This is a genomic window from Streptomyces sp. NPDC000880 (assembly GCF_053599675.1).
On the sequence record NZ_JBSFMS010000025.1, the window covers coordinates 38,314 to 57,521 of the forward strand.

The following is a 19,208-nucleotide window of genomic DNA, read 5'->3' on the forward strand; positions in this document are numbered from 1 at the left end:
TCGGATCAATCCGTGACGGGCAGGCACTCGGCGAGCAGAGCGACGACGTCACGCCAGGCTCGCTGTGCGTGCCGTGGGTGGTAGCCGACGCCGGGACGCACGGTGTGGTCGACCGGTGGATGGTGGAAGGCGTGAAGGGCTCCCCCGTAAACCACGAGGCGCCAGTCGACGCCCGCAGCCTCCATCTCTGCGGTGAACGCGTCCCGTTGGGCGGGCGGCATGATCGGGTCTTCCGACCCGACCCCGGCCCATACCGGGCAGCGAATGCGCGCCGCCTCGCCCGGTCGGCCCGTGGTAGGTGCGTTGACTGTCCCGATCGCGCGCAGGTTGACGCCATCGCGCCCGAGTTCCAGCGCGATGGCGCCCCCGGTGCCGTAGCCGACGGCGGCTATCCGATCGGGGTCGGTCCGCGGTTCGGTGCGCAACACGTCGAGCGCCGCATGGCCGATGCCTCGCATCCGGTCGGGGTCGGCGAGCAGCGGCATGCAACGGGCCAGCATCTCCTCGGGGTCCCCCAAATAGCGCCCACCGTGAAGGTCGAAGGCCAGCACTACATATCCCAGCTCGGCGAGAGCATCGGCCCTGCGGCGCTCGACGTCGCTGAGCCCCGTGCCCTCTGGTCCGAGCAGCACCGCGGGCCGGCGGTCGACACCGGCCGGGAGCGCGAGGTGCCCGATCATCGTTAAACCGTCGGCCGGATACTCGACTGTACGCGTCGTAATCGTTGTCATGAGTCCGGACGGTAATGACCGTTGCGCCCGCTCGGGGTGGTGTTCACCGATGGCAGACAGCAGTCTGTCCCGACTACAACACCCGGACGCGTCGCCCTCCTGTCGGCAAACGATCGTTTAAAGACAGGGCGGCCGGACGTCCAATGGACCCGTGGATTTCCGGGATCGGTAGGGCCCGAATCCAATCAGATCCGATGGTGATTGCTGACAGGGTTTGACGACAAGTAAGGTCCAATCCTCCGCGTGAAAGGGCACTCCGGGTGGCGAACCTCGTCTACAAGCGGGTCTCGACCGACCAGCAGTCCACCGCCCGCCAGGACCTCGTCCTGGACGAGGCCGGGATCGAGGACCCGGTCGTCTTCGAGGAAGACCCCGGCACCTCCAGCCGCCTCCATCCGCTCCAACGCCCGAAGTTCCGCGAACTGCTCACCTACGCGCGGCCCGGCGACACCGTGCACATCTCCGAGATGTTCCGCCTCGTACGCGGCAATCAGCACATCCTCGACGTGCTCGACGTCCTCCACCGCGACCGCCTGGCCCTGCGCATCCACGACGGAGCGTTCTCCGCGATGGACCTCACCGCCCGCCACCCGCGCACAGGCGAGTTGCTGTCCACCGTGAAGTTCATGGTGCAGACCCTCGCGGCCGCCGGCGAACTCCAGCGCGACCTCCAGCGCGAGCTGACCTACGACGGACTGCGCGCCGCCGAGGCCAAGGGCAGCAAGGGCGGCCGCCGCCCCGCCGTGGCGGCCGAAACAACCGGCGCCGTGCGCACCGCGTATCTGGAAGGCCGCTCCATCGCCGCCCTCGCCCGCGACCACGGCGTCAGCCGCGGCGCCATCCGCACGGCTGTCGCCGACCTCCTGCCCGAGCACACGGCCGCCGACCCGGACGCCCCCGCCCCAGAACTACCGGTCACCCTCGACATGCCGGGCGGTCGCCGACTTCCTCCGTACCGTCGACCTGGAGCCCGCAGAGCGGGCCGCGCTCGACCAAGGGACAACCGTTCGGCGCGGCCAGGGCTACACCCTGCGCGTCACCGCCGTCCCGGCCGTGCACCGTCACTTCCTCGCCCGCTGCCAGCCGCTCGACGGCGGCCAGGGTGTCCCGGCTGTTCCGGCCCAGCGCAAGGCCCGCCGCGAGTACGAGAACCGCGTCAGCACACTCGCGCCGATCGGGCCATGATCAATCTCAGCGCCAACCGCTGCACCGATGTTCCCCGAGGCCGTAGCTCCGCCGGGCGTCCTTGACGAACACGATCCCGTCGTTGCTGGCCAGGTGCGCCGGGTCCAGCGGGGAGTAGCCATACCAGGGGGACACGCGGGGGGCGGGCGTCGCGTCGGCGAGCGCGGCGGCCAGTCGGCGGGCGTCGACGATGTAACGCTGCTGCGGGAGCGCGTACAGCAGCCCCTCGACGGTGTCCGGGGGCGGGGCGTCCACCCCCTGGTGGCGGATCGTGCCGAGGGCCGTGGCCAGGAAGGCGTACCCCTCGCCCATGTGGGCGCTGACGATCGCGCCGGCGCTCCACCATTCCAGCGGCAGGTCGCCCATCCGCATCGTGCTCTTGTTCCGCTGGAGGTGGCCGTTGTGGGCGTTCACCAGCGTCGGGTTCCGTTCGGCGATGGCGAGCAGGTTGGCGGCCATCATCGAGTCCCGCAGGGCCAGCAGCCGCGCCATGCGGCTCGGTGACGTGTCGGCCATCCAGAAGTGGTAGCGCAGCAGCCCGGTGGCGGTGCGCCCGTACAGGCGTGCCCGGTGCCAGTCGTCCGGTGAGGACGCCGCGATCAGCTGTGGCGTCTGCGCGTCGAGCAGGGCCACCAGATCATCGGCGAGCAGCCGCAGCTGTTTGGCGTCGGCCGTCTGCCCCACGGACTGGGACGGGTCCATCATCGCGGCGGGATTGGTCCACCGGTCGTCAGCGCTGAGCAGGCGGTCGAGCGTTTCCGCGGTGCAGGGCAGCAGGTCGGCGTCAACCCAGGCGGTGAGGTAGGCGTGGAGTGCGGTGAGGGCCTGCCGAGGGCTCGCGGCGCCGGTGATCTCCAGCGGGCCGTCGAACCCGGCGAACCGCAGCCGCTCGGACCCGGGCCGGCCGTCGTTGAAACTTCTCGTCGATATCGGCAGGACAGTGAGGCGAAACCTTCAAAGCAGTGGCCAACTCAGGCCGGTTGACCTGGCGCGCAGGCACGGTCTGTCCACGCAGGCGATCCGCAACTACGAGGCGGCCGGGATCCTTCCGGCCGCTGAACGCACCTCGCATGGCTACCGCACCTACACGCCGCGGCACGCGCAAGCCCTGCGCGCGTTCCTCTCGCTCGTGCCCGGACACGGCCACCAGACGGCCACGGCGATCATGCAGGCGATCAACCGGGACGCCACCGAGGACGCGCTTCGGCTCATCGACGAAAGTCACGTCCAGCTTCTCGACGACCGCCGCACCCTCCAGGCCGTCGAAGCCGCGCTTCGCGACCTCAATCCCGTACCGCAGGAACGCGGCGAAACGTTCGTCGGCCCCCTGGCGAGAAGGCTCGGCATCCGCCCGGCCACCCTGCGCAAATGGGAACGCGCTGGCTTGGTCCAGCCGCGCCGCGACCCGCAGACGGGCTACCGGGTCTACAGCGCGGCCGACGTACGCGACGCCCTCCTGGCCCATCAGCTCAGACGGGGCGGCTACCTGCTCGAACAGGTCGCCCCGCTGATCGCCCAGGTCCGTTCCGCCGGAGGCATCGCGCCGCTCGAGTCGACGCTGCGCGACTGGCATGCCCGCCTCTCGGCCCGAAGCCGCGCCATGCTCACCGGCGCCGCCGCACTGGACGCCTACCTCAACTGCCGACCGGCCCCGCCCAGAGACAGGCCGAGCGCCTGCACCACCGCCTCGTCAACCACGGATCCGATTCAGCCACCCAGTAGCTCCCGCTGATCGGCGCCGTCGTCCCTCAAACGGTCGTCGTTTTACCTCACAGTCCCCTTTCGGGCTGGAAACTACGAATGGGCCCTCTACCGGAGACCTCGCCGTGTATCGATCACCGACACGCCGACAACGTCATTGAGACAAGCTCGACTTCGAGACACGGCCTAAGCGAGCAGCGTCGTGTCGACGCAGCAAGGTGATCAGGGCCCGGCTTCGGGGGTTGGCACGGAACCCGGAGAGCTACCGGCCCAGTCTTCCGCGGCGCATCCCGCGCTCGATTCCTGACGGCTGGTTCAACGAGCTCTTCGCCGCGTTGCCTTCCAATCGCGACCGGGCCCTGGTCGCGTTCTGGATCTCCACCGGAGCCGGGCCTCGGAGCTGATCGGCATCCGTCAGCGCGACGTCGACCCCGGCCAGCAGTTGATCAGTGTGGTGCGGAAGGGCTCGCGGGCGGTACAGCAGGTACCGGCGTCGGCGGACGCGTTCGTGTGGCTGCGCCTCTATCAGCAGGAGGTACACGGCCAGGTGCCACGTGGTCGTACGCGGCCGGTGTGGTGGACACGACGACTCCCGATTCGGCCGCTGACCTATCACGGTGCCCACCGCATGTTCGAGCGGGGCAACGCCTCACTCGGCGCCGACTGGACCCTTCACGACCTGCGGCACAGCGCGGCCGCGCGCATGGTGCGCGACCCGGAGTTGACGTTGGCCGACGTGCAATGGGTACTCGGACACGTTCATTTGTCCACCACGGAGGTGTATCTGACGCCGCACAAGGACGAGGTCGTGGCCGGGGTGCTGGCCCATCAGGCACGTCAGGCCCACCAGCGCAACGAGCCGGTGCCGCCGCCTCCGGCGCCGGGCTACAACCCGGCATGGACGTCCTCTTTGGGCGGTCGTCGTGACCGCCCTTGTCAAACACGTGACGCGCAGGCCGTTGGAGGTTCCGAACGCGACGGCGGAGCAGGCCCAGGTGCGCAACAGCGAGTTGCGAGCACGCTTTCCGGCCCGGGTGGCCGAGCCGTGGTGGCCACACACCGCGCAGCCGTTGGAGGAGACGCTGCGGCGGTTGACCGCGCCGCCGTTCGTCCGGCGGTCAACGGCACCCGAGCCGGGCGTCGACGCGGGGTGAACAAACTGCTGAGCTGGCTGGCAAGCCTTCCGGGAGACACCTGGCAGCAGCGGTGGACGGCCAGCGGCGCGGAGGATCTTCCCGGTGCCACCTGGGTGGATCTTCCGCTGCAATGGCTGCGCGACCGTGGGCGCTCGCCGTCGCATGACCGCGAAGACCTCTCCTCGGGGCTGCTCATGCTGATCTGCGGAGACGTCATCCGCCCCGATCTGCCGTGGATGCTCACCCGCACGCATCGGTATCTCGCCTCCGCCATGGCCGAGGTCCGGGACCCCGACGGGTTCGCGAGTCGACGCCTGGGGCCTGACGGCTCCGCGTCCGGCAGGTTGGATGCGGTCATGTGTTCGGTCAGGCTGCCCCTGCCTAGGCTTTGCGGGCGAGCAGTTGAATCTCCTGGAACTGCCGTCGGTCGGTGGGCTGAGGCTCGCGAACCATCCGGGCTACCTCGGCCAACCCCGACTTGCGCAGCATCGCGGCGAGGTGATCAGGCGACCACCGATAGGCCGGCGCGACTGTGTGATCGAAGACCTGCGTCGGGTGAGACGGATCATCGCTTGCCGAAAAGCCGACCAGTAGGTGGCCGCCAGGTGCCAGCACGCGGCGGAACTCCGCCAAGATGACGGGGAGTTCTTGCGGCGGAGTGTGGATGATGGACCAACGTGAGAGTGCGCCGCCCAGCACGCCGTCAGCGATGTTCAACGCGGCCATCGAGCCCACGTCGAACCGCAGGCTCGGATAGGCCTGTCGAGCCAACTTGATCATCGCAGGAGCGGCATCAACACCAAACGCCGCCAGCCCCAACTCGTCCAGATAAGCGGTGATATGGCCAGGTCCGCACCCCAGGTCCGCGACCTGACCGTCCCCACTCGCACTTACGACCTCGGCGAAGGCACTCAAGATCGCGCGGTCCAGGGGCCTGTCACGCAGCGTGTCGCGGAACTGCTGCGCATAGGTGAGGGCAGCAGCGTCGTAGGCCTCGCGGGTGGCACTGAGGGCATCGTGTTCGACCATGCTCGCGACAGTAGTTCCTGGCACTGAGGCGAGCCGCGAGAATCACGGTCTTCCCTCCCGCAACTCACCGCTGCGGGGCGTTCGGGTGGCGGCCGTTCCTCGGCTCGGTGCTGCCCGCCGAGGCGTTGAGCAAGGCGGTCGCCAGGGTGCGCAGCGAATCGGCGAGGCGCTGGCCGGCGCCCTGCTCCAGCAGGCGCAGGATCGGGTCGCTGTGCAGGGTGGCGAGCAGGATATGGGCCAGGAGTTCGGCGTCCAGGTCCGAACGCTCCTGGCTGATCAGCGAGGTGATGTGGCCGTGCCAGAACTGGTAGACGGGGTGCGCGCTGCGCGGATCCTCTTCGGGCTTGTGTGCTGTCGTCACGGCGTGGCCGAGCGCGGCCAGGAGTCCCTTGTTGCGGGCGACCACGCCAACGACGGCGTCGAGGAAGGCGAGGAGGCGCTCTCGTGGTGGGGCACCCGGGCCCAGCGGCGGTGGCCCTGTCGTGACGGCTTCGTGCAGGGCAAGGGCCCGTTCTGCCATCAGCGCCCGCATAAGGCCCATGCGGTTGCCGAAGCGGTGGAAGATCGTGCCCTTGCCGACGCCGGCTGCGGCGGCGACCTGTTCCATCGAGATCTGCTCGGGCCGGTGCCGCGCCAGGAGTTCCTCGGTCGCCAGCAGGATCGCGTGCCGATTTCGTGCCGCGTCGGCACGTTCGCGGCGGCCTTCTGTCATCGAGTCCTCACCCCGCATGGACAACTGGACCGACGGTCCAGTACGGTCGCCGGAAGCTGACCGGAAGTCCACTTTAGCTCCCGGCGGTGGCACCCCTTGCCCGTTGGCCCCTCAGGAGAGTCATCATGCGACGAGTCCGCTACTACGAATACGGCGATCCGGACGTCCTCACGATTGAGGAGGCCGAAATCCCCACGCCGGGGCCGGGCCAGGTGCTCATCCGGGCCGAGGCGATCGGGGCCAACTTCGTCGACACCAAGTTCCGGCGCGGGCCGTCCAGCGGGGCGATCTTCCAGCGCCCCCTGCCCGGCAAACTTACCGGCGACGTGGTGGGCACCGTCGAAGCCGTCGGACTTGGCGTCGACACGCAGCAGGTCGGCCGACGAGTCGCAGGGCTGGCCGAGGACGCGTTCGCCGACTACATCGTCGCCGACGCGCAATGGCTCGCCCCGATACCCGACGGACTCGACCTCGGTGCAGCCAGCATGCTGCCCATGGGCGCCCCGGTTGCACTCCGGACCCTGCGCACCGGCCGGCTTGCGTCGGGTGAGACGGTACTGATCCACGCCGCGGCCGGCGGTATCGGCCACCTGGCCGTACAACTCGCCAAACTGCTCGGCGCCGGCACAGTCATCGCCACCGCCGGCTCACCGGCCAAACTCGACTTCGCCCGAAAGTGCGGCGCCGACATCGCCATCGACTACACGGACAGCGACTGGCCCGACCAGGTCCGCAAGGCCGCGCCGCGAGGCGTGGACGTCGTTCTCGACTCCGTCGGCGGCGAGACCCTGCAGCGGAGCTTCGACGTACTGGCTCCGTTCGGCCGGATTGTTATCTACGGAGCTGCGAGCGGCGAGCTGACCAGCCTGCCTGTCACCAACCTCTTCGCCCTGAAGTCCGTGGCCGGGTTCTCCCTCATCGCATGGCGCGCGGCCGACCCCGAGCAGGCCCGGCAAGAAATGACCGAGGTCGCCGAATACTCGACGACCGGACAACTGCACGCGGCCGTGCACGCCCGCCTCCCGCTCGCCGAGGCAGCCGCAGCACACCGGCTACTCGAAGACCGGTCCCAGCTTGGCCGCGTCCTCCTCCTGCCCTAAAAAGACGCGACACGCCGAATCTCACATCAGCACGGGAATCTCCATGGTCACCTTCAGTCAACGGCAGCGGCCGCGATGCCGAGGAAGCCGCTTCAAGATCAGTTCGGTTAAGCAGGCGCTCGTGGACGCAGTCGGTTCCGTAGGCGCGTCCGCAGTCGCCCAGGGCCAGTTTCCTCCGCTCGAAGTGACCAAGGAACTCTTGCCGCTCCTCCGGAGTGACGGCCCGATACTCCTCGGTTGGCCGCGGCGACCGGCGACGCGCGATGAAGGCCCGGTGCGCCTCGATTGCGTCCGTCGGGTAGATCGCGGCGTAACCCATGGTGGTGTTGATCGACGTATGACCTGCGATCACCTGGGCGATGTGGGGAGGCAGGCCGTTGAGAATCGCATCGGTGATGAAGATCTGTCTGAAGTCATGCGGCTGGAACGTCAGGGGGGCGCCAGCTGGGTCGGTAAGTCCTGAAGCTTCGAGTGCGAGCCGGCGTACTCCAGCGTGGGCTCGAAGGCGGTGCCGTCACCCAGGGCCAGGGCGAACGGTGCCATCAGCAGCGCCCCGTACGCCATGGAGTACCCGGTGCTCTGGATCACTGGGATGCCGGCGGCCAACCACTGGCCGTGATCGGCAACTTGATCAGGCGTGAGGTAGTGACGTCACCTGGCTCAGCCAGAAAGCGGGCGGCTGAGCACCGCCCCGCTTGTCTTACTCGCTGGAGACCACGGCGGACTCACCGCCGGTCAGCTTCAACAACTCAGTGAACGTCGTGCGGAACACGGTGTGGGGCATGCCTGCACCCGCCCACACGTGATCGTGCTCATCCAACGTGACATCGACCAGCGTGCGAACAGGGTGCGGATGCCCCACGGGCGCTACGCCCCCTACCTCTTGGCCCGTCACGGCGAACACGAAATCGGGGTCGGCGCGCCGGATCTTGCCGCGGCCCACACCCAGAAGACGGGCGAGCAGCCGGGTATGCACCCGGTGGGCTCCGCTGGTCAGCACGAGCAAGGGCTCACCGTTGACGGCGAAGACCAGACTGTTAGCGATCGCGCCCACCGTGCACCCGAGCTGCGCTGCCGTCTCCACGGCGGTAGGTGCCGGAGCCGGAAGCTCGACCACCTCTTCAGCGCTACCGTTCTCGCGCAGGACAGCGCGCACGCGTCGTACTCTCTCGTGCAAGAACAACTCCCCTGTCGTGTGCTGCACAGCCGAGGGCTGTGAGCAGTTTCTGATCTCATCTCTGCCAGGTCATGGAAGCGACGGCGTTCCTGTCGGATAGAGCACGATCAGGGTTGCCTGGGTCGTCGGAGCAAGACACTCGTACGAGTGGGGCTGGTCTGCCGAGAAAGCGATGAAATCCCCGGCCTCAAGCTTCACGAGGTCGTTCTTGGGGCCGACAGTGATGCTGCCCTGATGAATGATCAGGTGCTCCATGACGCCGACGCCGTGCGGTGGGGACTCATACACGCCCTGCCGCATGCGCATGTCGTAGATCTCGTACATCGTGGCGCCGCCCGTCATGCGGTGCACGAGCCTGAGATCAAGCCCGTCTCCTCTCACTGTCGTGCCTTCGTTGGCGCGTGTGACGCGCGCTGCGGGAGCGCTTTCGGAGGTGATGAGGTCGGTGAGCGTCACCCCCAGATGGGTCGCCAGCGACATCAGCGTCTCGATGGTGGGATTGCCGCGTCCCAGCTCAAGCTGCGACAGAGTCGCTTTTGCCACCCCTGCTTGCCGCGACAGCTCGTTCAGCGACAGCCCGCGCCCTTGGCGGATCCGGCGAACGTTGATCGCGACCGACCTCATCACGTCCGTCACGGCGTGACCGTATCCCAACCAATCGCGTACTGGCAAGGTGACCGATTGGCCATTTTAACGACCAACTGGCGTCGCCCCGTGAGAAGATCCCTTCGCAGTCTGCGCCGGCTTTCGACGACATGGAGGGTGACGATGTACGCGATATCCCTGGGCAACGACGGCGCGGAGCTGCGCCCGCTCGAGCCGTGGCGGGCCGAGGAGTTCCTGGCCCACATGGACCGGGGACGGGAGTTCATCGGCCGGTACATCGCGCTACCGGACGTCGTCACGGACCTGGAGTCGAGCCGCTCGTACCTCCAGGCATACGCGGAGAAGGCGGCAGCCGACGCCGGGCGGATCTACGGCATCTGGACAGACGGCAAGCTGGTCGGCGGAGTCCTCTTCCGGACGATGGACGTGGGTCAGGGCACCGCCGAGGCGGGCTGTTGGCTGGAGCCGTCGGCGGTGGGCAAGGGGCTGGTGACCCGGGCCACGCGCGTGATCATCGACTGGGCCATTGAAGAGCGGGACATCCACCGCGTGGAGTGGCGGGTCAAGGCGGCGAATGAGGCCAGCATCGCCGTGGCCCGGCGGCTCGGGATGACGAAAGACGGAGTGCTGCGGGAAAGCTACCTGTACCGGGGGAAGCGGCACGACATAGAGGTCTGGTCAGCACTTGCGCCGGAGTGGCGGGCGGGCAAGCAAGTGTCTTAGCGAGGCACATCGTCGACACCACCCGCCAGGCAGGCCCGCGCCCGTGACGGCCGGCGGGACCACAAGCCCGCCCGACGCCGCGCTGTTCATCCGCCGCTGGACCGATCGGGTGGCCGACGCTCGCACCCGAGCGCCGTGTGGGCCGCCCTGGTGAATGGCCGTCACAGCGTCGGCCGACCCGATCGCAGACAGCGCACTTACGTGTCGCCGTCTTCACCGTCGCAAGCACACCGGCCCCGGCGCCTCCGCCTGCGGAGGTGAAAGCCCTCCCGTCAGTCGACCTGCGAGCGCAGTCGGGCTTCCGTGCGGTGCCGCCAGGCAGTCATCGGTACGTCTTCCTCCGTCAACTCCAGCAGGACTCTCGCTTTCGGCACAAATGCCATAAAGTGGGTCCTGGCCGTCACCTCCGCACGACGCGGTCCCCAGGCCGGTCCCCACGGGGACCGCAGACCGCGACGAGGCTCCGATCAGAGCTTGAGGTGAGGACATGGACTCCGACCCGCTTGCCCGTCGCGCGTGCCGCGACCGGGGATGCCGGCATCGCGCGGCGTGCCCGTGCAGCGGCGCAGCACCCGACGCATCAGCGTGCCGGAGGCTCCACACCTGGTCCCGGAGTCTTTCGCCGCCCGCGCAGGGCACGCAGCAACCGCAGCGGAAACAGCCCGACAAGCGGGGCTCGACGGCCGAGGTCCTCCCGGTCTTCGCGGTCGAAGGCCCGCGCATAGCGCCGGGCGTCCTCGGCTGCCGGATACTGCTTGGCGCCCCCAGCGCCGCATCCGCGGGCGCAGTCCCAGCGCATCGTGTCGCCCTCGCTCAGGAAGCGAAAGCGATGTCCGAGAAGCCGGCAGCGCAGCATAGTGATCCACTTTATACGGAGGGAGATATTCCGGCCCGTTCGCCCGCTCTTCCACCGAATTGCCGATGTGGAGTACGGGGAGGAACGCCGTGACCACCAGCACCGAACTGGGCACTGTCACAACGCGCGTCCCGGCTCGTCTTGACCGGTTGCCGTGGTCACGCTTCCACTGGCGGATCGTGATCGGCCTCGGGACCGTCTGGATCCTCGACGGGCTCGAAGTCACCATCGTCGGAGCCGTGGCCTCCCGTATGACCGAGCCGGGCAGCGGCATATCCCTCACCAGCGCCGACATCGGAACCGCCGCTGCGATCTATGTGGCGGGCGCCTGCATCGGCGCACTCCTCTTCGGCCATCTCACAGACCGTTTCGGCCGCAAGAAGCTGTTCATGCTGACGCTGGGGATCTACATCCTGGCCACGGTCGCGACCGCGTTCGCCCAGGATGCCTGGTACCTCTTCCTCGCCCGGTTCATCACGGGCATGGGCATCGGCGGGGAATACGCCGCCATCAACTCGGCCATCGACGAACTGATCCCGGCACGCAACCGCGGCCAGGTGGACCTCGCCATCAACGGCAGCTACTGGGTCGGCGCCGCGCTCGGCAGCCTGGCCGCACTCGTCCTCCTCAACACCGAACTCCTCGCGGCAGACCTGGGTTGGCGGCTGGCCTTCGGCCTCGGCGGCATCCTCGGACTGGGGATCATGCTCGTGCGCCGCCACGTTCCGGAAAGCCCACGATGGCTGTTCATCCACGGACACGAGGAGGAAGCCGAACGCATCGTCGACCAGATCGAAGCCGAAGTGCGGGAGGAGACGGGCCAGGAGCTTCCCGAACCGAGCGAGGCCATCACCGTCCGCCAGCGCGACGTCATCCCCTTCACCGAGATCGCCCGCGTCGCCATCCACCGCTACCCGCGCCGCGCGACCCTCGGACTGGCCCTGTTCATCGGCCAAGCGTTCCTGTACAACGCGATCGTCTTCGACCTAGGAACGATTTTGAGCGGCTTCTTCGGCGTCGCATCGGGCTCCGTCCCCTACTTCATGGCCATCTTCGCGATCGCCAACTTCCTCGGACCACTCCTCCTCGGCCGCATGTTCGACACCGTCGGCCGGAAACCCATGATCACCGCCACCTACCTCGGCTCGGCAACCGTCGCCGTCGTCCTCGCCATCCTGCTGATCAACGGCTCACTGTCGACATGGGGATTCTTCCTGCTGGTCGCGTTGACCTTCTTCGTGGCCTCCGCGGGAGCGAGTTCCGCCTACCTGACAGTCAGCGAAGTCTTCCCCATGGAGACCCGCGCACTGTCCATCTCGCTGTTCTTCGCGATCGGCACCGCCGTCGGCGGCATCACCGGCCCGCTGCTGTTCGGCCAGTTCATCCACAGCGGCAACTCCGAACTGGTGGCTCTAGGCTTCATCATCGGAGCAGCGGCCATGGCCCTGGGCGGTCTGGCGGAAATCTTCTTCGGCGTCCGCGCCGAGCAGCAGTCCCTCGAGAACATCGCCCGGCCCCTCACCGCCGAGGAAGCCGAAGCGGACTGGCAAAACGAGCCCTCCCCGGCGGCCGCCCGCGAGCGCGCCCGCCCCGAGGGCGTCCGACGGGCGGCCCGCGAGCGGGATCAGCGGATCGCCAATCGCAGGGCCGGCCGTCAGGAACGCGAGCACGGACGCCGGTACCGTCCCGGAACCGGCAGTTCGTTCTACTCACCGGGCATGGTCGGCACCACGGGCACGGCGAGCCGGTCCGCGGCCGCGGCGGACCAATCCCTCGACGACGAGATCGAGCAGATCGCCAAGGCCCTCGAAGAGCACGGACCGGCGCGGCGCGACGAGCTCAAGCGGACCGTCAGAGGCCGGTCGTGGGGCCCCGGACGATTCCGCAAGGCCCTGCGCGAAGCCGTCCGGGAGTCGCGCGCGAAGAGCCTGCCCGATGACTTCTACGCTCCGCCGGGCCGGTTCGCCGAACCCGGCGGAAGGCCCATGCAAACCCCGAACAACCGAGATGACGGAGGTGATGGGTGATGACCGCACCCGTCCGACGACAGCGTGCGAGTGGAACGATGGAGCGGCCGGCCCTCCGGGCGCGGAATCCACTGGCGGAGTTCGACGACCTGATCAGCCAGATGGGCGGGCTGCTCGAGTCCACCGTGGGAGGCGCGGTGCCCAGCGTGGGCGTGCCGGCGTGGACCCCGCTCGCGGATGTCACCGAAACCGACGAGGCCTACCAGGTCGACGTGGAACTCCCCGGCATCAAGAGCAAGGACGTCGACGTCGAGGTGAGCGGCCAGGAACTGGTCGTCTCCGGAGAGATCAAGGAACGTGAGCGCAAAGGCGTCCTGCGTCGCGGCACCCGCCGTACCGGCCGCTTCGAGTACCGGATACTGCTGCCCGGCGAAGTGAACACGGAGGGAGTCAAGGCCCATATGGCCGACGGCGTGCTCACGGTCACCGTTCCCAAGGCGGAGGTCGCAAAGCCCCGCCATATCGAGATCACCGACAAAAGCGGTAGCGGCGGCTGAGACCGCCGGACCCGGCCTTTGCTACGGCCCTTGCGGCCCATGGGCCGCAAGGGCCGTGGGCCCGGCGCCGCCGCAGGCAGCGGAAGGACCACGAGATGGTTGAGACAGGCTTTTCCTCGTTCGACACCATGGTGGACAAGGCCAACCGGCTCCTCAAGGAGATCGAGCAGGCGTACGGATGGCCCAAGGAGCGCCGGAAGCAGTCGTATGCCGCCCTGCGCGCGGTTCTGCACCCGTTGCGGGACCGCTTGACGGTCGAAGAGATCGCGCAGTTCGGTGCGCAGCTTCCGACTCTGATACGCGGCATCTACTACGACGGGTGGAAGCCCTCCGAAACGCCCGTGAAGATGGACAGGGAGGAGTTCCTCACCCGCGTCCGTCAGGAGTTTCCGTACGCGATCGAGGGGAACACCGAACAGCTGGTGCAGACCGTACTGGGGGTCCTGAAGGGCCACGTCAGCGATGGGGAGTGGGCGGACGTCAAGGCCGCCATGCCCAAATCGCTGGCTACCGTTCTGCCGTAGCCACTCCGCCCCGTACGGCACCCCGGCATGGTACGCGCAGCCCCTGCTCCGATGGTGGGCCTGGTCAGGCGGCGCAAGGAGCCCGTCGTCGTACAGACGCTGCGCTCGACCGTCGCCGCTGTCCTCGCCTACCTCGCGGGACTGTGGCTGTCCGACAACCCGCAGCCGCTGCTCGCCCCGTTGACCGCGGTGCTCGTCGTTCAGGTCACCCTGTACGCGACCCTGACCACAGGGATCCGACGGATTGCCAGCGTCGTCGCGGGTGTGCTGATCGCCGTGGCATTCGCCGCGGTCGCGGGACTGACCTGGTGGAGCCTGGGACTGCTCGTTCTCGCCTCCCTCGCCGTCGGCCACCTGCTGCACCTCGCTCCGTGGGTGGAGGAAGTGGCCATCACCGGAATGCTCGTGCTCGGTGTAGGCGGAGAACCGACCGAGGCGGTGGGCCGAGTGGTCGAGACGCTGATCGGCGCCGCCGTCGGTGTCCTGCTCAACGTACTGGTCGCCCCTCCGGTCTACGTCCAGCCGGCAGGGGTAGCGATCAGGGACCTGGCCGGGCGGCTGCGTCTGCTGCTCCTCCGCGTCGGCGACGAACTGGGGCAGGACGCCTCCTCCACCCGGGCCGCGGCCTGGGTGGAGGAGGCGCGCCGGCTGGACCACGAGACCACGGACGTGGACAGGGCGCTGGCCCGGGCGGAGGAAAGCCTGCGGCTCAATCCACGGGGCCGCCAGGCGCTCGGGGCGAGACTGATCCTGCGCAGCGGTCTGGACACGCTCGAGCACTGCGTGGTGAGCGTGCGTTCGCTCTGCCGCTCCTTCGCCGAACTCTCCGAACTGCGAGGAGGCGACAGACCGGTGTACTCCGGGGAGGTGGCGGCGGGACTGCAGCAGCTCCTGCACCACCTCGCCGACGCGGTCGACTGCTTCGGTCGCCTCGTCGCTGCCGAGGTTGCTTCCCAGACCGCGCCGCGCACCGCCCCAGCCGTCACGCCGGTGAAGTCGGATCTCGCGCAGGCACTGGCGGGCACCCGCGCGGAACACGACCGGATCGCAGCGCTGCTGCTGTCGGAAACCGAGCGCGAGCCCGGCGCCTGGGAACTGCACGGGGCGCTGCTGACCCATATCGAACGGCTGATGAGCGAGCTGGACGCCGCGAGGCGACCCCAGCCGCTGGACGCCGAGAACAGCCGCGCGGCACGGAGTTGGCAGGCATGGCCCGGGCAGGTCGCCGGAAGCCTGCTGCGACGGCTGCGGCCGAGCGTACGCACCATGAACGACACCGTCCGGCAGCGCTTGCGGCACCGCCGGCCGAGCTGGGCCCGGAGGGCTTCTCAGGGTGCGGTGTTGTGGTTCAGGCGGAACAGGTTGCCGGGGTCGTAGCGTCGCTTGATCGCCGTCAAGCGGTCATAGTCTGACGGTAGTTGGCCCGGACCCGCGAGCCGGACCACCCCTCACGAGGATAGGAGCGGGCAGCTCCGACGGGCACTCTCTTCGCACATCCCCGTCGCCTTCCGGGCACTGCGGGATCAGCCCAAGTGCAAGGAGATCTGGGTGGTCGGCGCCGACAAGTGGCGCAACCCGGATGGACCTGCCGCAGGACTTCGAGTTCCGGCGGGCGGAGAACTACCGGGAGTTGCGCAAGCCGCTGGATGCCGCGGTCTTTGTCGACGAGCTGCGTGAGCAGATGACGGCCGAAACGCTGTCGTCCGGCCGGAGCCGCTTCTTGGGTGCGCGGAGCCGGCCCGGCATCCGCCCGGGTGTGGGGCCAGATCGCTTCCACGCCGACCGCGGATCTCCCGCCGGACCAGGCCCGCGCGTTCGAGTACCGCGATGTGCTTGGACACCGCGTTCAGCGACATCGGCAGCGGCCGGGCGATGTCGGTGACGCGAGCCTCGGCGCGCCGGAGCCGCTGAAGGATGTCGCGCCGGGTCGGGTCTGCGAGTGCCGCGTACGTCAGGTCGAGGACCGACGGCGAACGTTCAACCATGTTGCTACCGCCCGGTCCAGTTCGACGTACTGATGCACCTCGGCGAGCGCCTCATAGCCGACGGACGCGGCCGAGATCCCAGCTCGTCCTCGTCTCCTGCCCCGCTGGTCAGGTTGCTGTAGCAGTCGGGGTCGGACAGCATCCGGGACAGTGCGTGGGAGAGTCTTCCGCATCAACTCCCTTCTGTTTAGGAGCGGTTGGGGCCACGGCTCGGCTGTGGGCCAACCGCCGTTTGGCACATGTGTCTGCCTGGGAGAGATCGCAGGAAGCCCCAGGGGTCGCCGGCCCGTCCAGCAACGGGACGACGATCATCCGGCTGGGCGCCCGGCTCTAGCTGTTCCCGCCTCCCCAGTGGGAGAGTGCTGCGATGCCGTTCAGGGGGGAGTACGAGTTCGTGGCAAGCCTCGATGACCGTGGTGGTTGCGGCGCGACGCGGGCTGCCGGGGCGGGGCGGCCGCCGCCCGGCAGCGTGGTGCTCACGGATGTGGTGGTCAGGCGAGGTCCTCCGAAGGCGGCGCTGGTTCCCGCCTTCTGACGACCTGCCCGGTCGGCTCGCTGCTGCCCGGCTTCTCATGCCTGCACTGGAGACTCCCATGTCCCGTATCCGTACGACCACCCGCCGTCTGGGCACCGCTTTGACCGTCGCGACCGCCGCCGTTCTGCTGACCGCCGGGCCTGCCGCCGCGCACGTCGAGGTCGCGGCCGACAAAGCCCAGGCACTCGCCGAGGACGTCACGCTGAGCTTCAACGCCGAGTCGGAGTCCGTCAAGGCGGGCATAGTCGAGCTGCGCGTCGTCCTGCCCAAGGGCATGTCACCTGCCGACGTCGCCTACGGCCAAGGCCCCAAGGGCTGGACTTTCACCGCAAACGACGAGGGCTACACGGTCAAGGGTCCGGCCGTCGCCGTGGGGAAGGGGGCCGAATACTCCGTCACCGTACGGCAGTTGCCCGACGCCAAGGCGTTGGCATTCAAGACGCTCCAGACCTACAGCGACGGAAGGATCGATCGCTGGATCGAGCTGAGCGAGTCCGGCGGCGGCGACGAGCACGGCCACGGCAGTCCGGCCCCGGTGCTGAAGCTCGCGGCTGCGGCGCCCGGCGCGAAGCCTGTGCGCCCCGGCCCCACCGCGTCCCCAACCTCAAGCGAGACGGCCCTGTCGCCGAGCCCGTCGAAGACACCGTCCGCCACGGAAGAGAAGAAGGATGGCAATGGGCTGTCGGCCGGTGTCTGGGTGGGCATCGGCGCGGCCGGCGTGGTCGCCCTCACGGCCGTGGGCTACGCGGTGCGCCGCCGCTCCTCCGCCGGCGCGTAACGCCCGATCGGCATCTGAGCGGCGTACGCGGCCCTGCTGTGCTGCCGCTGCGGCAGCACAGCAGGGCTCATGCGGTCCGCAATGCGCCCGATGTCCCCGGTGCGCCGACCAGACCGCCACATGACGTACGCCTCACCCTGCTACCGCCGCAAGTTCGGGGTGGCGGGTGAGATCGTCCCGCCGACGCAGCCGCGTCAGGGCCGTGGCGCACACCAGCCCGGTCGCGGCCGGCGTCGCCCACGGAAGAGTTCGTGTGCGGCATGGCTCCTAGGGCGTGCCGAAGGGCCGGCGCCGCCGGCGCAGGCCCGCGACCGGGTCGTCGGTCGAGCGCGGGCAGTTCAAGCAGCGTGATGGGCCAGGACCAGATGAGGGTCGGGGGCGCCGGGCACCGGGGCCGGGTCGGCGTGGACCAGGGCCGCGGTCAGCTTCGGTACGGCGTGCAGCAGTGCGTGCTCGGCGTCGACGGTCACCTGGTGTGCCTCGCGAACGGTCAGCTCGCCGTCGACGACGACCGCGACCTCGGCGCGCAGTCGGTGGCCGATCCAGCGCAGCCGCAGCTCGCTCACCTGCCGTACGCCCGACACCTCCTGCAGTGCCTGTTCCGCGGTGTCGACGAGGGCGGGTTCGACTGCGTCCATGACCCGTCGGAAGACCTCCCGGCAGGCATCGCGCAGCACCAGCAGGATCGCGGTGGTGATGGCCAGGCCCACGATCGGGTCGGCGAGCTGCCAGCCGACCGCGGCGCCGCCCGCGCCCAACAGCACGGCGAGCGAGGTGAATCCGTCGGTACGGGCGTGCAGGCCGTCGGCGACCAGGGCGGCTGAACCGATCTCACGGCCGACGCGGGTGCGGTATCGGGCCACCCACTCGTTGCCGATGAAGCCGATCACGGCCGCGGCCGCGACGGCGGGCAGATAGCTGATCTCCTGGGGGTTCAGCAGCCGGTCGACGGCCGTCCACGCGGCGAAGGCCGCCGAGGCGGCGATGGTGAGGATGATGACGATGCCCGCCAGGTCCTCGGCCCGCCCGTAGCCGTAGGTGAAGCGGCGGTTCGCCGCCCGGCGGCCCAGGACAAAGGCGACGCCGAGCGGCAGCGCGGTCAGCGCGTCGGCGGCGTTGTGCACGGTGTCACCCAGCAGAGCCACCGATCCGGAGAGTACGACCACCACGGCTTGCGCCGCGGCCGTCATGCCGAGGACGGCGAGGGATGTCCACAGCGCCCGCATGCCCTTCGCGGAGGACTCCAGCGCACGGTCGACCTTGTCCGCGGACTCGTGCGAGTGCGGCTTGATCAGATGCCCGGCCTGGTGCCGCCACCGCGCCAGGCGGCTCTCGCCAGGCCAATGGGCATGGTGGTGTCCGTGGTCGCGCCGGTGCTCGTGCGGGTGGGTGTGTCCGAACGGGTCGCTCACGAGACCGGCCTTCCGACGCAGGGCAGAGGTGGACACGGAGATGTCCCTTCACCCATTATGTGCGTATGAGCGCACGCATGCACCTATCACCTGCGCACGGTTCGCACCCGCAAGATCCGGGCGCTGAGCAGTTCGCCCACGCTGCCCAGGTACTGGGTCTTCTCTCCGACCGCACACGCCTCGCCCTGGTGCACGCTCTCGGCAAGGGGGAGGCGGATGTCACCACGCTCACCGCCGCTTGCAACGCGGCACGGCCGGCCGTCAGCCAGCACCTGGCCAAGCTGCGCCTGGCCGGGCTGGTGACCGTACGCAAGGACGGCCGACGCATGATCTACGCCCTGCCGGACGGCCACCTGCGCCGACTCGTCGACGAGGCGCTCAACCTCGCCGACCACCACCTCCGAGGCGCCGCCCCGCACGCCTGAGCGCGCGGCCTCGACCCCGGCCGATGGGGTCTGGGCGACCCGGCGCAGCAGGGCGTAGAGAGCGGCGAC

At 69.0% G+C, this 19,208-nt stretch carries 20 protein-coding genes and 4 pseudogenes; 13 read left to right on the plus strand and 11 right to left on the minus strand.

The genetic code is table 11. From position 1 onward, the window contains the following. Positions 1–5 precede the first annotated feature (5 nt). Positions 6–731 (minus strand): dienelactone hydrolase family protein, encoded by a 726-nt coding sequence (locus ACWDO5_RS11455; RefSeq protein ID WP_450530094.1) that lies wholly within the window; start codon positions 729–731, stop codon positions 6–8. A 260-nt stretch (positions 732–991) separates the two neighbouring features. Between ACWDO5_RS11455 and ACWDO5_RS11460 the strand changes: the two genes are divergently transcribed. Next, entirely contained in the window at positions 992–1,981 is a 990-nt protein-coding gene (locus ACWDO5_RS11460) for a recombinase family protein (protein WP_450530095.1), read from the plus strand. Here the strand turns inward: ACWDO5_RS11460 and ACWDO5_RS11465 are convergent. Further along, a pseudogene (locus ACWDO5_RS11465) lies at positions 1,923–2,837 on the minus strand (erythromycin esterase family protein); the annotation flags it as partial. The gene ACWDO5_RS11460 and the pseudogene ACWDO5_RS11465 sit on opposite strands and share 59 nt — an antisense overlap. Before the next feature lie 19 nt (positions 2,838–2,856). On the opposite strand from ACWDO5_RS11465, the gene ACWDO5_RS11470 reads away from it, so the two are divergent. From ACWDO5_RS11470 to ACWDO5_RS11480, 3 genes and pseudogenes are all read left to right on the plus strand, one after another. Continuing rightward, positions 2,857–3,648: a TioE family transcriptional regulator gene (locus tag ACWDO5_RS11470; RefSeq protein ID WP_450530096.1), complete on the plus strand. Its 792-nt coding sequence runs from the start codon at positions 2,857–2,859 to the stop codon at positions 3,646–3,648. Between the two features lie 369 nt (positions 3,649–4,017). Continuing rightward, positions 4,018–4,401: pseudogene (locus ACWDO5_RS11475) on the plus strand (tyrosine-type recombinase/integrase); the annotation flags it as partial. A gap of 139 nt (positions 4,402–4,540) precedes the next feature. After that, positions 4,541–4,771 carry a hypothetical protein gene (locus tag ACWDO5_RS11480; protein WP_450530097.1) on the plus strand — a complete coding sequence of 77 codons (231 nt, stop codon included), beginning with the start codon at positions 4,541–4,543 and terminating at the stop codon, positions 4,769–4,771. A 363-nt stretch (positions 4,772–5,134) separates the two neighbouring features. Here ACWDO5_RS11480 and ACWDO5_RS11485 read toward each other — a convergent pair whose 3' ends face one another. Both ACWDO5_RS11485 and ACWDO5_RS11490 read right to left on the minus strand, forming a co-directional pair. After that, entirely contained in the window at positions 5,135–5,782 is a 648-nt protein-coding gene (locus tag ACWDO5_RS11485; RefSeq protein WP_450530098.1) for a class I SAM-dependent methyltransferase, read from the minus strand. A gap of 64 nt (positions 5,783–5,846) precedes the next feature. Next, positions 5,847–6,494, minus strand: a complete 648-nt coding sequence (locus ACWDO5_RS11490) for a TetR/AcrR family transcriptional regulator (RefSeq protein ID WP_450530099.1) — start codon at positions 6,492–6,494, stop codon at positions 5,847–5,849. A gap of 125 nt (positions 6,495–6,619) precedes the next feature. Here ACWDO5_RS11490 and ACWDO5_RS11495 point away from each other — a divergent pair, with 125 nt between their 5' ends. After that, positions 6,620–7,594 carry a quinone oxidoreductase family protein gene (locus ACWDO5_RS11495; RefSeq protein WP_450530100.1) on the plus strand — a complete coding sequence of 325 codons (975 nt, stop codon included), beginning with the start codon at positions 6,620–6,622 and terminating at the stop codon, positions 7,592–7,594. Between the two features lie 361 nt (positions 7,595–7,955). On the opposite strand, the pseudogene ACWDO5_RS11500 reads toward ACWDO5_RS11495, so the two are convergent. The 4 genes and pseudogenes from ACWDO5_RS11500 to ACWDO5_RS11515 all read right to left on the minus strand — a co-directional run. Then, positions 7,956–8,027 (minus strand): annotated as a pseudogene (locus ACWDO5_RS11500) (hypothetical protein); the annotation flags it as partial. Then, entirely contained in the window at positions 8,024–8,182 is a 159-nt protein-coding gene (locus ACWDO5_RS11505) for a hypothetical protein (protein ID WP_450530101.1), read from the minus strand. The gene ACWDO5_RS11505 and the pseudogene ACWDO5_RS11500, both read right to left, overlap by 4 nt. 112 nt (positions 8,183–8,294) lie before the next feature. Beyond that, the gene (locus ACWDO5_RS11510; protein ID WP_450530102.1) at positions 8,295–8,750 is read right to left on the minus strand and encodes a YbaK/EbsC family protein; all 456 of its coding nucleotides are present in this window, start codon (positions 8,748–8,750) and stop codon (positions 8,295–8,297) included. A gap of 90 nt (positions 8,751–8,840) precedes the next feature. After that, on the minus strand, positions 8,841–9,407 hold the full coding sequence (locus ACWDO5_RS11515) for a helix-turn-helix domain-containing protein (protein ID WP_450530103.1): 567 nt from the start codon (positions 9,405–9,407) through the stop codon (positions 8,841–8,843). 132 nt (positions 9,408–9,539) lie between these two features. Here ACWDO5_RS11515 and ACWDO5_RS11520 point away from each other — a divergent pair, with 132 nt between their 5' ends. The 5 genes from ACWDO5_RS11520 (at position 9,540) to ACWDO5_RS11540 (ending at position 15,381) form a co-directional block, all read left to right on the plus strand. Next, positions 9,540–10,100: a GNAT family N-acetyltransferase gene (locus ACWDO5_RS11520; protein ID WP_450530104.1), complete on the plus strand. Its 561-nt coding sequence runs from the start codon at positions 9,540–9,542 to the stop codon at positions 10,098–10,100. A 945-nt stretch (positions 10,101–11,045) separates the two neighbouring features. Beyond that, the gene (locus ACWDO5_RS11525; protein WP_450530105.1) at positions 11,046–12,983 is read left to right on the plus strand and encodes an MFS transporter; all 1,938 of its coding nucleotides are present in this window, start codon (positions 11,046–11,048) and stop codon (positions 12,981–12,983) included. Beyond that, positions 12,983–13,480, plus strand: coding sequence for an Hsp20/alpha crystallin family protein (locus tag ACWDO5_RS11530; protein WP_450530106.1), 498 nt, complete (start codon positions 12,983–12,985; stop codon positions 13,478–13,480). Before ACWDO5_RS11525 ends, ACWDO5_RS11530 begins: the two co-directional genes overlap by 1 nt. Before the next feature lie 95 nt (positions 13,481–13,575). After that, positions 13,576–14,004, plus strand: a complete 429-nt coding sequence (locus ACWDO5_RS11535; protein WP_450530107.1) for a DUF2267 domain-containing protein — start codon at positions 13,576–13,578, stop codon at positions 14,002–14,004. A 27-nt stretch (positions 14,005–14,031) separates the two neighbouring features. Next, a complete protein-coding gene (locus ACWDO5_RS11540; protein WP_450530108.1) occupies positions 14,032–15,381 on the plus strand; it encodes an FUSC family protein in 1,350 nt (449 codons plus the stop codon). Here ACWDO5_RS11540 and ACWDO5_RS11545 read toward each other — a convergent pair. Both ACWDO5_RS11545 and ACWDO5_RS11550 read right to left on the minus strand, forming a co-directional pair. Next, positions 15,333–15,436, minus strand: a pseudogene (locus ACWDO5_RS11545) (BBE domain-containing protein); the annotation flags it as partial. The gene ACWDO5_RS11540 and the pseudogene ACWDO5_RS11545 sit on opposite strands and share 49 nt — an antisense overlap. A gap of 91 nt (positions 15,437–15,527) precedes the next feature. Next, positions 15,528–15,989 (minus strand): ArsR/SmtB family transcription factor, encoded by a 462-nt coding sequence (locus ACWDO5_RS11550; RefSeq protein ID WP_450530109.1) that lies wholly within the window; start codon positions 15,987–15,989, stop codon positions 15,528–15,530. Between the two features lie 367 nt (positions 15,990–16,356). Between ACWDO5_RS11550 and ACWDO5_RS11555 the strand changes: the two genes are divergently transcribed. Both ACWDO5_RS11555 and ACWDO5_RS11560 read left to right on the plus strand, forming a co-directional pair. Further along, the gene (locus ACWDO5_RS11555) at positions 16,357–16,524 is read left to right on the plus strand and encodes a hypothetical protein (protein ID WP_450530110.1); all 168 of its coding nucleotides are present in this window, start codon (positions 16,357–16,359) and stop codon (positions 16,522–16,524) included. Positions 16,525–16,582: 58 nt separating this feature from the next. Next, positions 16,583–17,302, plus strand: a complete 720-nt coding sequence (locus ACWDO5_RS11560; RefSeq protein WP_450530111.1) for a DUF1775 domain-containing protein — start codon at positions 16,583–16,585, stop codon at positions 17,300–17,302. A 338-nt stretch (positions 17,303–17,640) separates the two neighbouring features. Here the strand turns inward: ACWDO5_RS11560 and ACWDO5_RS11565 are convergent, their stop codons facing one another. Continuing rightward, positions 17,641–18,714, minus strand: a complete 1,074-nt coding sequence (locus tag ACWDO5_RS11565; RefSeq protein WP_450530122.1) for a cation diffusion facilitator family transporter — start codon at positions 18,712–18,714, stop codon at positions 17,641–17,643. 65 nt (positions 18,715–18,779) lie between these two features. On the opposite strand from ACWDO5_RS11565, the gene ACWDO5_RS11570 reads away from it, so the two are divergent. Next, complete coding sequence (locus tag ACWDO5_RS11570; RefSeq protein WP_450530112.1) at positions 18,780–19,139, plus strand: ArsR/SmtB family transcription factor; 360 nt, start codon at positions 18,780–18,782, stop codon at positions 19,137–19,139. Positions 19,140–19,208 lie beyond the last annotated feature (69 nt).